This is a genomic window from Nocardioides pinisoli (assembly GCF_024199985.1).
GTDB lineage: Bacteria > Actinomycetota > Actinomycetes > Propionibacteriales > Nocardioidaceae > Nocardioides > Nocardioides pinisoli.
Genome location: NZ_JANARS010000003.1, coordinates 19145 through 33989, shown reverse-complemented (window position 1 = coordinate 33989; position 14845 = coordinate 19145). Strand labels below are relative to the sequence as shown.

The following is a 14845-nucleotide window of genomic DNA, read 5'->3' as shown; positions in this document are numbered from 1 at the left end:
ATGGACCCATCTGTCGGGTGTCGTTGGGTCACGGGACGCCTGTGGTTGCGCCCGTGTTCGACCGGATCTGGTTCACAGGTGGGGTGGCGAGCAGACACCTGACCCGGGCCGGCGTGGCGCTGGCCGTCCTCGGCGGCGTCGCGGGAGGGACGGCGTACGGCGCCCGCGAGCTGCTGCAGCGCCAGGCGGCGCAGGCCCGGCGCGCGATCGGCAAGCCGCTGGGTGAGCAGGCCCCGGACGCCGACCGGCACTACAAGCGGAAGTACGGCGAGCCCGTCGACCTGCTGCTGCTGGGCGACTCGATCGCGGCGGGGCTCGGCGCGGAGAAGGCGAAGCACACGCTGGGTGGCCGCCTGGCGCGCGGCATCGCCTCCAGGGCCGGGCGGTCGGTGCGGCTGCGGACGGCCGCCGTGGTCGGCTCGGAGAGCAGCATGCTCGCCGCGCAGCTGGCGTTGCTGCCTGCGGGCTACCGCCCGGACGTGGCCGTCATCGTCGTCGGCGGCAACGACGTCACCCACCGCGTGCCGGTCGCGTCGTCCGTACGCCACCTGGCGGAGGCGGTCGACGACCTGAGGGCCCGCGGTACCGAGGTCGTCGTCGGCACCTGCCCGGACCTCGGCGCCCTCCGGCCGGTGCCGCAGCCGCTGCGGGCCCTCGGCTCGCGCGCCTCCCGGCAGCTCGCGGACGCCCAGCGGGCGGCGGCGCTCGACCGCGGCGCCCGGGTGGTCTCGCTGGCCCACGTGGTGGGGCCCTTCTTCATCACGAACCCGGAGGAGATGTTCAGCCTCGACCGCTTCCACCCGAGCGCCCACGGCTACAAGCGCACCGCGAAGGCGATGCTCCCGTCGGTGCTCGCAGCCCTCGGTGTCGTGGCCGACGTGCCGTTCGGGCACCACGCACCCGAGGTGGATGGGTCAGGCTAGGGTTCCCGGGTGCGCACCACTGCTCGACGAGCCGGCCAGGCCGTCAAGAAGGCGGCCAAGAAGGCCGGCCGGATGCAGGCATCGCCCGTGCCGGCCGAGCCCCAGCCGATCGACGCGAAGGCCGAGCGGCGCCGCCGGCTGCTGGCCAGCAACCTGACCGAGCTGGCCATCGAGTTCCGCACCGACAAGTGGGGCGTCCACAAGTACACGCCCCACTACGAGCGCCACCTGCAGCACCTGCGCGGTGAGTCCTTCACGCTGCTCGAGCTCGGGATCGGCGGCTACAAGAAGCGCCGCAAGAGCGGGGCCTCGATGAAGATGTGGCGCTGGTTCTTCCCCAAGGCCCGCATCGTCGGCCTCGACATCGAGGACAAGTCCTGGCTCACGCGCGGCCACATCCACACCTACCTCGGCGACCAGACCGACCCCGAGGTGCTGCACCGGATCATCGACGAGCAGGGCGCGCCCCTGGTCGTCATCGACGACGGCAGCCACATCCCCGCCCACGTGCGCGAGTCCTTCCGGATCCTGTTCCCGCTGCTGCCCGACGGCGCCATCTACTGCATCGAGGACACCCAGACCTCCTACTGGCCGGCGTGGGGCGGCCAGCTCGACCCGCGCGCGCCGGGCACGTCGATGGACCTGGTGAAGGACCTCGTCGACGGCCTCAACCACGAGGAGTTCCTCGTCGAGGGCTACGAGCCCACCTACACCGACCAGTGGGTCCGGGCCGTGCACTGCTACCACAACCTCGTGATCATCGAGAAGGGCGACAACCGGGAGGGCACCAACCGCGACAAGGTCGCGCACGAGCTCTACGGCGCGTCCGAGCTTCCGGACGACCCGGACGACCCGAGCGACGACCCCGACGACGCATGAGCGTCCTGCTCGCCACCAGCGGCGACCTGCCGCAGGGGGAGCCGGGTGCCGGCGCCCTCGACACCGCCCTGCGCGCCCGTGGCATCGACGCCGCGTGGGCCCGCTGGGACGATCCGGCCGTCGACTGGGCGGGCGCCGACCTCGTCGCGGTGCGCTCCACGTGGGACTACGTCACCCGTCACGCCGAGTTCCTCTCCTGGGCGGCGTCGCTCGACCAGCCGCGCCTGCTCAACGGTGCCGACGTCTTCACCTGGAACCACGACAAGCGCTACCTGACCGACCTCGGCGACCTGCCGGCAGTGCCGACGCTGCTCGCCGACGACCGCGACAGCCTCGCCGAGGGCGTACGCCGCTTCGGAACGGCGGTCGTCAAGCCGCGCGTGGGCGCCGGGGGAGCAGGCCTGCTCGTGGTCACCGACCCCGACGACCCGCGCCTGGGCCGGCCGGTCCGCAGCCACCCCGACTACCCCGAGGTCGGTGGCCCCTGGGTCGTCCAGCCGCTCGTGGAGTCGATCCGCACGCACGGCGAGTCGTCGGTCTACGTCCTCGGCGGACGGCTCGGGCAGCGCTTCGACAAGGTCCCCGGCGAGGGTGACGTACGGGTCAACGAGGAGTTCGGCGGCCGGGTGCGCGCCGCCGAGACGGGCGACGTCGGTGAGCTGGTGATGAGGGCCTACGACGCCATGGCCGCTCGGTTCGGCCGGCCGATGGACTACCTCCGCGTCGACCTGCTGCGCTGGGACGGGGACTGGGTCGTGAGCGAGCTCGAGCTGATCGAGCCGGGGCTCTACCTCGACGTGTCGCCGGCGAACGCCGAGCCCTTCGTCGACCTCGTCGCCGCACGGGCCGCCCGCGGGCTGAGGCCCTGTCTAGACAGGACGGCAAAGAGATCCTTCTCCGGGGGGTGATGCCTTCCCCCCGCAACTAGGTTGCCCGTGTTCTGCCTGCGCTGGGGGGTGCGGGCGGGACCGGTGGTCCGTCATCCGTGCCGGATCACCGTCACAACCTTCGCGACGTCGGGAGCGTTCTCGCGCGTCGCACCTGCGGGAGGAAATAGTCATGCCCAGAACACGCCCACGCGAGGATCGCGGTGCGGCGGCGGTGGAGTTCGCCCTCGTCGTGCCAGTGCTGCTAGCGGTCCTCTTCTCCATCGTCGACCTCGGGTTCGCGATCAACCGCTACACCGTCCTCAACAACGCCACGCGTGAAGGTGTCCGAGCGGCCAGCCTCAGCGCCAGCAGCAGCCAGGTCAGGCAGGTCGTCAACGACTCGCTGTCCGACCTGGAGGGCGACGTCACCGTCGTCGTCTCCTGCAAGACGCCCCTGGGGGGCACGTGCGGGTCGTGGGACGCCAACCACACGTCGGGCGGGGTCGCCGTCGTCACGACGACCTACCAGCACGTGTGGCTGACCCCGATGGGCAAGGCGCTGTCCTCGAGCCTGAAGCTGTCGAAGACCAGCCAGATGAGGATCGAGTGAGGCGCGCGCCCACGGCGCGCGGAAGGCAGGAGAAGGACGAGACGGGGGCGGTGGCGATCCTCGTCGGGTTGCTGGCGATCGTCATCTTCGCCTGCGCCGCGCTGGCCGTGGACATCTCCTCCCTTGCCATGGAGCGGCAGAAGCTGCACGACCACGTCGACTCGGCAGCCCACGCCGGCGCCTTCGAGCTGCCCGCGAGCGGGACCGACGCGAAGACGTGGGCGGTCACGATGGCCAAGAGGCAGGACCCGGACATGACGCCCGACACCGAGCTGTTCTGCGTGGTCGCCTCGACCGGTGCCAGCCGGCAGGTGGCCTCCGGGCAGATCCCCGCGACGTGCGACCCCGGGACGTACTCCAGCGCCCAGGTGCGGTGCAACACCAGGATCTGCTCCGTCCCGTGCCCGGTGACCGCGCGCTGCAACACCATCCGGGTCAGCGACTCCAAGGACGTCGACTTCGACTTCGCGCCCGTGATCGGTCACGACCGGGGCTCGACCGGATCGGTGTCGTCCTCGGCCTGCAGAGGTTCGTGCGGGGAGACGCTTCCCAACCCGATGGACGTCGTCTTCATGGCCGATCGCACCACCAGCATGTCCGAGGACGACCGGGAGGACATGCAGACGGCCATCGTCGACAGCCTGGGGGTGATGGACCCGACGCTGCACTACGTCGCGTTCGGTGCGATGCACAAGAGCAAGCCCACCTCGACCTGCGCCACGGCCGCCACCACGGCCTCGGACGGGGCCAGGGGTGGCACGTGGATCGCGATCGACTTCACCAACGACTACCGGGCCAACCGCGACGCGCCGATCAGCTCGAGCAGCAAGCTGGTGCGCGGCGTGAAGTGCATGCCGAACGGCGCGGTGCCCGGGCTGTCGACCGGGAGCTACGGCACCCACCTCGCGTCAGCCTTCAAGGGCGCTGCCCGCTACCTGCTCGGCCTGGACCCCAACAACCTGGCGTCACTCCCCAAGCGTCCCGGCACGCCGAAGAAGGTGCTGATCTTCGAGACCGACGGTCAGCCCGACGAGCTGCTCGAGGAGGGCAGCACGTCGATGACCAGCGCGGGCGACGTCGGCGCCGGTCGCAACACCTACGGCAACGGCAAGGGCAAGAAGGGGTGCGAGAACCTCACCGACGTCGCCGAGCAGGCCAAGGACCGCGGCGTCACCGTCCTGGTCATCGGCTTCGGAGCCGCGCGGTCCGCGTCGTGCGAGAAGCCGGGCGGGCGCACGCCGCGATCCCCCTGGGTGCGGGACCACCTGGCCGAGTCGGCCTCCCCCGGCCCGGGCGGAGCGCCGAGCAAGGCCGACAGCGACTGCTCGACCTCCGCGGAACGCATCGCCGAGAACGAGGACGGCGACTACTACTACTGCGCCGCCAGCGGTTCGGAGCTGGGCCCGATCTTCGCCACCGCCGTCAACGCGGTGACGGAGAGCATCAGGCTCATCGAGATGCCCTGACCCGCCGACGACGGAGCGGCTCGCGCCACCGGTTGCGGGCCGCCTCCGGTCGTCCGCCTGGCGTTTGCACTCTCCGGGTGCGAGTGCTAAACATGACGTTGGCACTCTCGTCACGAGAGTGACAACGACTCAGGTGACGCTGAGGTCCGTGGAAGCCGGCGTGAATGGATCGCCGGTGGACCGGATCGTCCGTCGCGGGCAGCCCTCCTGATGTCGACACACAGACTCACGTCGATAGGAATCGCACGCGATATGGCCAAGCTGATTGCTTTCAACGAGGAGGCCCGCCGCGGCCTCGAGCGGGGTATGAACACCCTCGCTGACGCGGTCAAGGTCACCCTGGGCCCCAAGGGCCGCAACGTCGTCCTGGAGAAGAAGTGGGGCGCCCCCACGATCACCAACGACGGTGTCTCGATCGCCAAGGAGATCGAGCTGGAGGACCCCTACGAGAAGATCGGCGCCGAGCTGGTCAAGGAGGTCGCCAAGAAGACCGACGACGTCGCCGGTGACGGCACGACCACCGCCACCGTCCTGGCCCAGGCCATGGTGCGCGAGGGCCTGCGCAACGTCGCGGCCGGCGCCAACCCGATGGGTCTCAAGCGCGGCATCGAGGCCGCCGTCGCCGCCGTGTCCGAGCAGCTGCTCAGCATGGCGAAGGACGTCGAGACCAAGGAGCAGATCGCCTCCACCGCGTCGATCTCCGCCGCTGACACCACCGTCGGCGAGATCATCGCCGAGGCGATGGACAAGGTCGGCAAGGAAGGCGTCATCACCGTCGAGGAGTCCAACACCTTCGGGCTGGACCTCGAGCTGACCGAGGGCATGCGGTTCGACAAGGGCTACATCTCGGCCTACTTCGCCACCGACCTCGAGCGCATGGAGGCCGTGCTGGAGGACCCCTACGTCCTCATCGCCAACTCCAAGGTGTCGACGGTCAAGGACCTGCTCCCGCTGCTGGAGAAGGTCATGCAGTCCGGCAAGCCGCTGCTGATCATCGCCGAGGACGTCGACGGCGAGGCGCTGTCGACCCTGGTCGTCAACAAGATCAAGGGCACCTTCCGCTCCGTCGCCGTCAAGGCGCCGGGCTTCGGTGACCGCCGCAAGGCCATGCTGCAGGACATCGCGATCCTCACCGGCGGCCAGGTCATCTCCGAGGAGGTCGGCCTCAAGCTCGAGTCGGCCGGTCTCGAGCTGCTCGGCCAGGCGCGCAAGGTCGTCATCACCAAGGACGAGACCACCATCGTCGAGGGTGCGGGCGACCAGGGCCAGATCGAGGGCCGGGTCAACCAGATCCGCGCCGAGATCGAGAAGTCGGACTCCGACTACGACCGCGAGAAGCTCCAGGAGCGCCTCGCCAAGCTGGCCGGCGGCGTGGCCGTCATCAAGGTCGGCGCGGCCACCGAGGTCGAGCTCAAGGAGCGCAAGCACCGCATCGAGGACGCCGTCCGCAACGCCAAGGCTGCGGTCGAGGAGGGCATCGTCGCCGGAGGTGGCGTGGCGCTCGTGCAGGCCGCCGCCACCGCGTTCGACAAGCTCGACCTGAGCGGTGACGAGGCCACCGGCGCCAACATCGTGCGCGTCGCGACCTCCGCCCCGCTCAAGCAGATCGCCGTCAACGCCGGCCTCGAGGGCGGCGTCGTGGCGGAGAAGGTCGCGAACCTGGAGGCCGGTCACGGCCTCAACGCCGCGACCGGTGACTACGTCGACATGATCGCCGAGGGCATCATCGACCCGGCGAAGGTCACCCGCTCGGCCCTGCAGAACGCCGCGTCGATCGCCGCGCTGTTCCTCACCACCGAGGCCGTCGTGGCCGACAAGCCCGAGAAGGCGCCGGCCATGCCCGGCGGCGACATGGGCGGCATGGGCGGCATGGACTTCTGAGCGAAGCGAAGAAGCTTCAGCGCAGCTGATCCGTCCGCTCCACCAGCACCACAGCAGGGCCCCCGCTCCGGCGGGGGCCCTGCTGCATCTCCGCGGCGGTCCTGGGGCGTCGTACCGACCTGCCCCCACATTGGTCGGGCTCGGACCGACGTGGGGGAGCCGCTGGTAGGAATGGCGCATGCGCCTGCCCGTGCCCGGACCCCGTGACGTGATGTCGGCCCTCGAACGGGGGAGCGAGCAGGTCGAGGCGCTCCTCGGCGCCGTGCCGCGCATGCTGGCCCTGCTCGACCAGGCAGAGGTCCTGGTCGCCCGGGCGAGCGTCATCGTCGATCGCGTCGAAGGGGTCGCCGACGCGGCGGCCACCGAGGTGGGGCGCGTCGGCACCGTCCTGGATGCAGCGACCACCCAGGTGCGGCGCGTCGGCACTGTGCTGGACGCTGCCACCGCCGAGGTCGCCCGCGTCGGCACGGTCGTGGACGCAGCGACCACCGAGGTGGCCCAGGTCGGCACGGTCGTGGAGGCCGCGACCACCGAGGTCGCCCGCGTCGGCACCGTCGTCGGCGCCGCCGCGACCGAGATCGAGCGGGTCGAGACCGTGGTCGACGGCGCCGCCGTCCAGGCGGGCCGGGCGGCGGCCCTCCTCGACATGCTCGAACCCCCGCTCACGACCCTGCAGCCGACGCTGCAGACGCTGGCCGACACCACCCACCCCGAGGAGGTGGCCGCGCTGGTGACCCTCGTCGACCACCTGCCCGCGGTGACCGAGCAGTTCGAGCGCGACATCGTCCCCGTCCTGGCCACCCTCGGGTCGGTGGCACCCGACCTGCACGACCTGCTCGTCGTGTCGCGCGAGCTCAACGAGATCCTCGGGAACATCCCCGGCCTGGGACGCATCAAGCGCCGGGTCGAGGAGGAGGAGGACGACCGGTGACGGGCAGGAACCCGACGGGCCCTCGTACCGTCCCACCTGCACAGGAGCGAGGCCGCTCCTCACGCCTGACGAAGGGATGCCCGCCATGAGCCGACACGTCCACCGATCCAGCACCGCCCGCCTGCTCCCCGCACTCGCAGCGACCCTCGTCCTGGTCCTCTCCGGCTGCGGCTCGGCGGACGACACCACGGCCACCGACGACACGAGCCCCACCGAGAGCACGAGCGACAGTCCCAGCGAGCAGGACGCAGGAACGCTCGCGCTGACCGCCGACGGCTCGACGGCCGGCAAGTGCGCGATGCCGTCCGCAGAGGTGTTATCAACGTTCGACACCGCCTTCGAGGGCACCGTCACCTCGGTCGAGGACGGGACCGCCACCCTCGAGGTCGAGCAGTGGTACGCCGGCGGCGAGGCGTCGACGGTCACCGTCGAGGCCCCCGGCGGGAGCCTCGACGACCTGCTGATGGCCGTCGACTTCCAGGAGGGGCAGACCTACCTGGTCAGCGCCGACGGCGACCGGGTGACGCTGTGCGGGTTCACCGCGGAGGTCGACCCGGAGCTCGAGGCGATGTACACGGAGGCGTTCCCGGGCTGACGGCCCGAGCGCATCACCCGGGCTTCGGGGCACCCTTCCGTGCGTAGCGGACCCAGGTGATGCCCACGCACATCACGGCCCACGCGATCCCGATGGCGTAGAACGTCGTCGGTCCGAGCGTCGTGACACCGATCCCGAAGAAGAAGGGCCCGAAGGCGGCGATCGCCGCCGTCCAGCCGATGACGCCACCGGCCTGCCGCTTCTCGAAGATCATCGGCATCTGCTTGAACGTCGAGGCGTTGCCGATCCCCGCGAAGAGGAAGATCGCCAGCATGCCCCAGAGGAACTGGTCGAACCCGGCGTCGAGGGTCGCGGCCGACGTCGTGTCGGGAGTCAGTGCGGGGATCGTGAAGGCGATGGAGACGATCAGGCCGACCCCCGACACGAGGGTCCAGATCGCGCCACCGGTCCGGTCGGTGAGCGGTGCGAACAGGACGCGTGCTCCGGCCCCGACCAGCGGGCCGAGGAACACGAACTTCACCACGTCCGGAACCTCGTAGCCATCGATGAGCACGGTCGCGGCCGCCCCGGTGCCCTGCACGATGTCGGGGTTGCTGATGCCGTAGAGGTCTGCCATCAGCAGTCCGAACTGGGCCGCTAGGCCCGAGAACGTGCCGAAGGTCATGATGTAGAGCAGCGTCATGAGCCAGGTGTCGACGTTGCCGAAGATGTCGAACTGCTGGCGGATGTTGGCCTTGATCGGCACGGACTTGAGCATCGTCCAGGCGAGGATCGCGGCGAGGACCATGAGCGGGATCCAGATGAAGGCGGCGTTCTGGTACCAGACGTCCTGCGGCTCCTTGCCCGGCATCGAGATGGTCTGCTCCGAACCGAAGAACGCCAGCCACGAGAAGCCGATGAGGTAGGGCGTGAGCAGCTGGACGGCGGAGACGCCGAAGTTGCCGATCCCGGCCTGGAGCCCGAGTGCCGTTCCCTGCTTCCGCTTGGGGAAGAAGTAGGACGTGCTCGGCATGAAGCCGGAGAACGCACCTCCGCCGATCCCCGCCAGGAAGGCGAGCACCATCAGCTCCCAGTAGGGCGCGGTGGGCTCCTGGACGCGTACGCCCCACCCGAGGGTCGAGAAGACCAGCAGCAGGGACGTCAGGGACACCATCTTCCGGGTGCCCATGATCGGGGGCAGGACCATCCACAGGAGCCGGAAGAGCCCCGCCGAGAGGCCCGGCATCGCGGCCATCCAGTAGAGCTGGGTGGTGCTGAAGCTGTAGCCCAGCGGGTTGAGCTTGGGGATGAGGGCGCTGGGCAGGAACCATGCGACGAAGGCGAGGAACAGGGCGAACGTGGTGAGCCACAGGGTCCGCCACGCCAGGCGCTCGTCCCACGTCTCCTCGTTCTCGGGGTCCCAGGACTCCAGCCACTCGCCGCTCCTGCGCGACTGTGCGTCGGTGGTCATGCGCGTGCCTCCTCAGGCAGTCGGTCGTGCGCCACGCCCAACCCGGGCCGGCGGTCGTCGTCGGGGTTCTCGAGCCGTCCGGCCAGCTCGGGGGACTGGGTGTGCAGCATGTGGACCACGGTCCAGTGCATCCAGACCGCACAGGTCAGGGTGAGCACGAACAGGACGAAGAACGTGCTCGAGGGGAAGCCCGACCAGGCCTTCGTGTAGGCGAAGAGCGGGGGCAGGAAGAACCCACCGAGGCCGCCGAGCATCCCCACCAGTCCGCCTACGGCCCCCACGTTGTGGGGGAAGTACTCGGGGATGTGCTTGAAGACCGCGGCCTTGCCGACCCCCATCGCGCACCCAAGCGCGAACACGAGGACGGCGAACGGCACGAGGCCGATGCTGTAGGCGAGGTGCTCGCTCTGGGACCCGTCCGGGTGAACGATCACGATGTGTCCGTTGGGCATCATCAGGATCCCGGTCACCACGAGCATCGCGCCGAACGTCCAGTACATGACGCGGCGGGCGCCGAAGCGGTCGGACAGGTGTCCGCCGTAGGGTCGCAGGAGGCTGGCGGGGAAGATGTACGTCGCCGTCAGCAGGGCCGCGGTCTGGAGCGAGACGTCGAAGTTGTCCATGTAATAGGTCGGCAGCCAGGCGGCGAGCGCGACGTAGGCGCCGAACACCGCGACGTAGTAGAGGCTGAAGCGCCACACCCGCATGCTCCCGAGCGGACGCACCTGCTCGCGCAGCGTCTGACCGGTGCCGGGTGCCCGGTCGTGGCTCGGGGTACCGAACCAGACCAGTGCCGCCATCACCACCAGCAGGACGGCGTACACGACCGGGACGAGGCGCCAACCGCCGTCGATGAAGCCGAAGTAGGTCGCGCCGGCGGTGCCCGCGATCAACGGTGGGCCGATGAACTTCGTGACCGAGGCGCCGACGTTGCCCGCCCCGAAGAGACCGAGCGCGAAGCCCTGGTGCTCGCGAGGTTGCCACGCGGAGTTCCATGCGATGCCCGCCGAGAAGGCGTTGCCCGCGAACCCGACCAGGAAGGCCAGTACGAGGAGCATGCCGTAGGAGTCCACTCGCGAGACGAGGTACGCCGGGACAGCGGTCGCGAGCAGCAGGAAGGTCATGACCTTGCGGCCGCCGATGCGGTCGGTGACCATCCCGGCGGGCAGCCGCCAGAGCGAGCCGTTGAGGGCGGCAGCGGCCACGATCCATGACAGCTGCACCTCGGAGAGGCCGAACTCCTCCTGGATGGGCTTGCCCAGGATGCCGAACATCAACCAGACGGCGAACATCAGCGTGAACGCGATGGTGGACAGCCAGAGCACACGGTTCCGACCAGGCTGGGGCTCGCTCATCTCGACTCCTCCGGAACCGTCGTGCGCGGTTCCACCAAAGCGACTGTGATGGATTTCTGGAGCGTTGTGCAGGTCGGAGGGACCAAGTCGGGACCAAAGTCCTTTCATTGGTGACGTTGTGCTGCTGGGTTCGTCAGATGGTGGCGGTGGGACGTGTGTGATGTCTAGGGTCGACAGGGCCGACCCCGCCTCGAACCCGCCCGGAGGACCTCCATGCCCCTCGAAAGCTCGTTGACGTCGGCACTGATCGGCAGCCGCCGGTTCTTCACCAAGGCGGAGGTGAGCGAGGACCAGCGGACCCTGCACAAGCGGGGCGGCCGCGAGGGCGACGTGTTCTACCGCGACCGCTGGAGCCACGACAAGGTGGTGCGCTCCACCCACGGCGTCAACTGCACCGGCTCCTGCTCCTGGAAGGTCTACGTCAAGGACGGGATCATCACCTGGGAGGCGCAGCAGACCGACTACCCCAGCGCCGGGCCGGACCGCCCGGAGTACGAGCCGCGCGGCTGCCCACGCGGTGCGGCGTTCAGCTGGTACACCTACAGCCCCACCCGGGTGCGCTACCCCTACGTCCGCGGCGTGCTGCTGGAGATGTTCCGCGCCGCCAAGCAGCAGCACGGCGACCCGGTGGTCGCGTGGGGCTCGATCGTGCAGGACGAGGAGAAGACCAGGATCTACAAGAAGGCGCGCGGCAAGGGCGGCCTGGTGCGGGCGTCGTGGGACGAGGTCGCGGAGATCGTCGCCGCCGCGCACGTCTACACCGTCAAGCGGTGGGGACCCGACCGGATCGCCGGCTTCTCGCCGATCCCGGCCATGTCGCCGGTGTCGTACGCCTCAGGCGCGCGCTTCCTCGAGCTGATCGGCGCGCCGATGCTGTCGTTCTACGACTGGTACGCCGACCTGCCCAACGCATCGCCGCAGATGTTCGGCGACCAGACCGACGTGCCCGAGTCGGGCGACTGGTGGGACGCCGGCTACCTGATGATGTGGGGCTCCAACGTCCCGACGACCCGCACCCCCGATGCGCACTGGATGACCGAGGCGCGCTACCGCGGGCAGAAGGTCGTGGCCGTCGCGCCCGACTACGCCGAGAGCGTGAAGTTCGCGGACGAGTGGGTGAGTCCCGCCCCGGGCACCGACGGCGCCCTCGCGATGGCCATGGGCCACGTCGTGCTCAAGGAGTTCTTCGCCGACGCCACCACGCCGTTCTTCGAGTCCTACAACAAGCAGTTCACCGACCTGCCGCACCTGGTCTGCCTCGAACCGACCGCGGACGGTGGCCACCGCCCCGGCAAGTTCCTCGTCGAGGGCGACCTCGGCGGGACGAGCGAGAACGCCATGTGGAAGCCGGCCGTGATCGACGCCGCCACGGGCGAGGTCCGCATCCCGCAGGGCTCGATCGGGGACCGGTTCGGCGAGGAGGGTGCGGGCCGCTGGAACCTCGAGCTCGGTGACATCGACCCGGCGCTCAGCATGTACCGCGACCACCAGGGCGGCACCCGCGAGGCCGTCGAGGTCGAGCTGCCGCGCTTCGACGCCGCCGACGGCAAGGTCGTCCACGAGCGTCGCGGCGTGCCGGTCGCGCGCGTCGGCGACCGGGTGGTCACCACGGTCCTCGACCTGCTGCTCGCGCAGTACGGCGTCGCCCGGGACGGGCTGCCGGGCACGTGGCCCCGCGCGAGCGAGTCCGACCCGCACGGCTACGACGACCCGGCCGTGCCGGCCACCCCGGCGTGGCAGGAGCAGCACACCGGCGTCCCCGCGGCCCAGGTCGTCAGGCTCGCCCGGGAGTGGGCGCACAACGCGATCGACACCGAGGGCCGCGGCATGATCCTGCTGGGCGCCGGCGTCAACCACTGGTTCCACTCCGACCAGATCTACCGCGCGATCCTGCTGCTCACGACCATCACCGGTACGCAGGGCCGCAACGGCGGCGGCTGGGCGCACTACGTCGGGCAGGAGAAGATCCGCCCGATCATGGGCTTCCAGCACATGGCGTTCGCCCTCGACTGGCACCGGCCGCCGCGCCACATGAACCAGACCGCCTACTGGTACGTGAACACCTCCCAGTACCGCTACGACGGCTTCAGCGCCGACGACCTCGACTCCGGCACGGGCGTCTTCGCCGGGAGGACGATGATGGACCTGCTGGCCCAGTCGGTCCGGCTCGGGTGGTCGCCGTCGTACCCCACGTTCGACCGCAGCAGCCTGCAGCTGGCCGACGACGCCGAGACAGCGGGCATGGAGGCGCCGGCGTACGTCGCCCAGCAGCTCAAGGAGGGCAGCCTCCGGTTCGCGGTCGAGGACCCCGAGCACGAGGACAACCACCCGCGCGTGCTGTCACTGTGGCGCTCCAACCTGCTCGGCTCCTCGGCCAAGGGCAACGAGTACTTTCTGCGCCACCTGCTGGGCACCGACTCGGCCGCCACTGCGGTGGAGGCGCCTGCGGACCAGCGTCCGAAGGACGTCGTGTGGGCGGAGAAGGCGGCCGAGGGTCGGCTCGACCTGCTGATGACGATCGACTTCCGGATGACGTCGTCGACGATCTTCAGCGACGTCGTGCTGCCCGCCGCGACGTGGTACGAGAAGCACGACCTCTCCACGACCGACATGCACCCCTTCGTCCACTCGTTCAACCCGGCGATCGCCCCGCCGTGGCAGACGAAGTCGGACTGGGACACCTGGAAGGTGATCGCGAAGAAGTTCTCCGAGCTCGCCGCCGACCACCTCGGCACCCGCAAGGACGTCATCGCCAAGCCGCTGTGGCACGACACCCCGGAGGCGATGGCCACCGAGCACGGCGTCGTGAAGGACTGGAAGACCGGAGAGGTCGAGCCGGTGCCCGGCAAGACGATGCCGGTGATCGCGGTCGCCGAGCGCGACTACGCCGCCGTGTACGAGAAGATGACGTCGATCGGCCCGTTGCTGGAGAAGGTCGGCATGCTCACCAAGGGCGTGGCCTACGACGTCAAGCGCGAGGTCGACATCCTCCGCCACCGCAACGGCGTGGTGCACGGGGGTGCCGGCGACGGCCAGCCCAAGGTCGAGACCGACATCCAGATGGCCGACGCGATGCTCCACCTGGCCGGGGTCTCCAACGGCCACCTCGCGACCCAGGGCTTCCGCTTCCTGGAGAAGCGCACCGGCACACGGCTCGCCGACCTGGCCGCCGAGCACGAGGGCAAGCAGATCACCTTCGCCGACACCCAGGTCCAGCCGGTGCCGGTGATCACCTCGCCGGAGTGGTCGGGATCGGAGTCCGGAGGCCGGCGCTACAGCCCGTTCACCATCAACATCGAGCGCAAGAAGCCGTTCCACACCCTGACCGGTCGGCAGCAGTTCTACGTGGACCACGACTGGTTCCTGGGCATGGGCGAGATGCTCCCGGTCTACCGGCCGCCGCTCAACATGACCGAGCTCTTCGGGGAGGCGCCGATCGGTGAGCAGAACGAGCTCGGCGTCTCGGTCCGCTACCTGACGCCGCACAACAAGTGGTCCATCCACTCGGAGTACCAGGACAACCTCTTCATGCTCTCGTTGTCGCGGGGCGGCCAGTCGGTGTGGGTCTCCGACCGTGACGCCGCCAAGGTCGGGATCAGGGACAACGACTGGATCGAGATGGTCAATAGGAACGGCGTCGTCGCGGCCCGGGCCATCGTCAGTCACCGGATGCCGGAGGGCACCGTCTACATGCACCACGCCCAGGACCGGCTGATCGACGTGCCGCTGACCGAGCGCGACGGCAAGCGGGGTGGCATCCACAACAGCCTCACCCGGGTGCTGCTCAAGCCCAACCACATCGTCGGCGGCTACGCCCAGCTGGCCTACTTCTTCAACTACATCGGCCCGATCGGCAACAACCGTGACGAAGTGACCATGATCCGCAAGCGGACCGCGCCGGTCGAGTACTGAGCCGGAAGAGGAG

The 14845-nt window shown here is 69.7% G+C and carries 11 protein-coding genes; 9 read left to right on the top strand and 2 right to left on the bottom strand.

Going from position 1 to position 14845, the window contains the following annotated elements; all coding sequences use genetic code 11:
- The first annotated feature begins 83 nt into the window (after window positions 1–83).
- The 8 genes from NCI01_RS07240 to NCI01_RS07205 all read left to right on the top strand — a co-directional run bounded on the left by NCI01_RS07240 (window position 84) and on the right by NCI01_RS07205 (window position 8154).
- Window positions 84–923, top strand: coding sequence for an SGNH/GDSL hydrolase family protein (locus NCI01_RS07240; RefSeq protein ID WP_254180814.1), 840 nt, complete (start codon window positions 84–86; stop codon window positions 921–923).
- 9 nt (window positions 924–932) lie between these two features.
- Window positions 933–1802 (top strand): hypothetical protein, encoded by an 870-nt coding sequence (locus NCI01_RS07235; RefSeq protein WP_254180813.1) that lies wholly within the window; start codon window positions 933–935, stop codon window positions 1800–1802.
- The gene (locus NCI01_RS07230; protein WP_254180812.1) at window positions 1799–2710 is read left to right on the top strand and encodes an ATP-grasp domain-containing protein; all 912 of its coding nucleotides are present in this window, start codon (window positions 1799–1801) and stop codon (window positions 2708–2710) included. The genes NCI01_RS07235 and NCI01_RS07230 overlap by 4 nt, the downstream gene beginning before the upstream one ends.
- Window positions 2711–2861: 151 nt before the next feature.
- A complete protein-coding gene (locus NCI01_RS07225; protein ID WP_254180811.1) occupies window positions 2862–3281 on the top strand; it encodes a TadE/TadG family type IV pilus assembly protein in 420 nt (139 codons plus the stop codon).
- Window positions 3278–4747 (top strand): TadE/TadG family type IV pilus assembly protein, encoded by a 1470-nt coding sequence (locus NCI01_RS07220; protein ID WP_254180810.1) that lies wholly within the window; start codon window positions 3278–3280, stop codon window positions 4745–4747. The genes NCI01_RS07225 and NCI01_RS07220 overlap by 4 nt, the downstream gene beginning before the upstream one ends.
- Before the next feature lie 252 nt (window positions 4748–4999).
- Window positions 5000–6628: a chaperonin GroEL gene (gene groL, locus NCI01_RS07215; RefSeq protein WP_254180809.1), complete on the top strand. Its 1629-nt coding sequence runs from the start codon at window positions 5000–5002 to the stop codon at window positions 6626–6628.
- 178 nt (window positions 6629–6806) lie between these two features.
- Window positions 6807–7559 (top strand): hypothetical protein, encoded by a 753-nt coding sequence (locus tag NCI01_RS07210; protein WP_254180808.1) that lies wholly within the window; start codon window positions 6807–6809, stop codon window positions 7557–7559.
- Between the two features lie 85 nt (window positions 7560–7644).
- Entirely contained in the window at window positions 7645–8154 is a 510-nt protein-coding gene (locus NCI01_RS07205; RefSeq protein ID WP_254180807.1) for a hypothetical protein, read from the top strand.
- Between the two features lie 13 nt (window positions 8155–8167).
- Here NCI01_RS07205 and NCI01_RS07200 read toward each other — a convergent pair whose 3' ends face one another.
- Together NCI01_RS07200 and NCI01_RS07195 are read right to left on the bottom strand one after the other, a co-directional pair.
- Window positions 8168–9565: an MFS transporter gene (locus NCI01_RS07200; protein WP_254180806.1), complete on the bottom strand. Its 1398-nt coding sequence runs from the start codon at window positions 9563–9565 to the stop codon at window positions 8168–8170.
- A complete protein-coding gene (locus NCI01_RS07195) occupies window positions 9562–10920 on the bottom strand; it encodes an MFS transporter (protein WP_254180805.1) in 1359 nt (452 codons plus the stop codon). Before NCI01_RS07195 ends, NCI01_RS07200 begins: the two co-directional genes overlap by 4 nt.
- A 213-nt stretch (window positions 10921–11133) precedes the next feature.
- Between NCI01_RS07195 and NCI01_RS07190 the strand changes: the two genes are divergently transcribed.
- The gene (locus NCI01_RS07190) at window positions 11134–14832 is read left to right on the top strand and encodes a nitrate reductase subunit alpha (RefSeq protein WP_254180804.1); all 3699 of its coding nucleotides are present in this window, start codon (window positions 11134–11136) and stop codon (window positions 14830–14832) included.
- Window positions 14833–14845 lie beyond the last annotated feature (13 nt).

What these genes read in the sequence shown, in the direction of transcription:
- NCI01_RS07230 (WP_254180812.1), top strand. Translation starts at nt 1,799, where the DNA reads ATGAGCGTCCTGCTCGCCACCAGCGGCGACCTGCCGCAGGGGGAGCCG.
- NCI01_RS07225 (WP_254180811.1), top strand. Translation starts at nt 2,862, where the DNA reads ATGCCCAGAACACGCCCACGCGAGGATCGCGGTGCGGCGGCGGTGGAG.
- groL (WP_254180809.1), top strand. Translation starts at nt 5,000, where the DNA reads ATGGCCAAGCTGATTGCTTTCAACGAGGAGGCCCGCCGCGGCCTCGAG.
- NCI01_RS07210 (WP_254180808.1), top strand. Translation starts at nt 6,807, where the DNA reads ATGCGCCTGCCCGTGCCCGGACCCCGTGACGTGATGTCGGCCCTCGAA.
- NCI01_RS07205 (WP_254180807.1), top strand. Translation starts at nt 7,645, where the DNA reads ATGAGCCGACACGTCCACCGATCCAGCACCGCCCGCCTGCTCCCCGCA.
- NCI01_RS07200 (WP_254180806.1), bottom strand. Translation starts at nt 9,565, where the DNA reads ATGACCACCGACGCACAGTCGCGCAGGAGCGGCGAGTGGCTGGAGTCC.
- NCI01_RS07195 (WP_254180805.1), bottom strand. Translation starts at nt 10,920, where the DNA reads ATGAGCGAGCCCCAGCCTGGTCGGAACCGTGTGCTCTGGCTGTCCACC.
- NCI01_RS07190 (WP_254180804.1), top strand. Translation starts at nt 11,134, where the DNA reads ATGCCCCTCGAAAGCTCGTTGACGTCGGCACTGATCGGCAGCCGCCGG.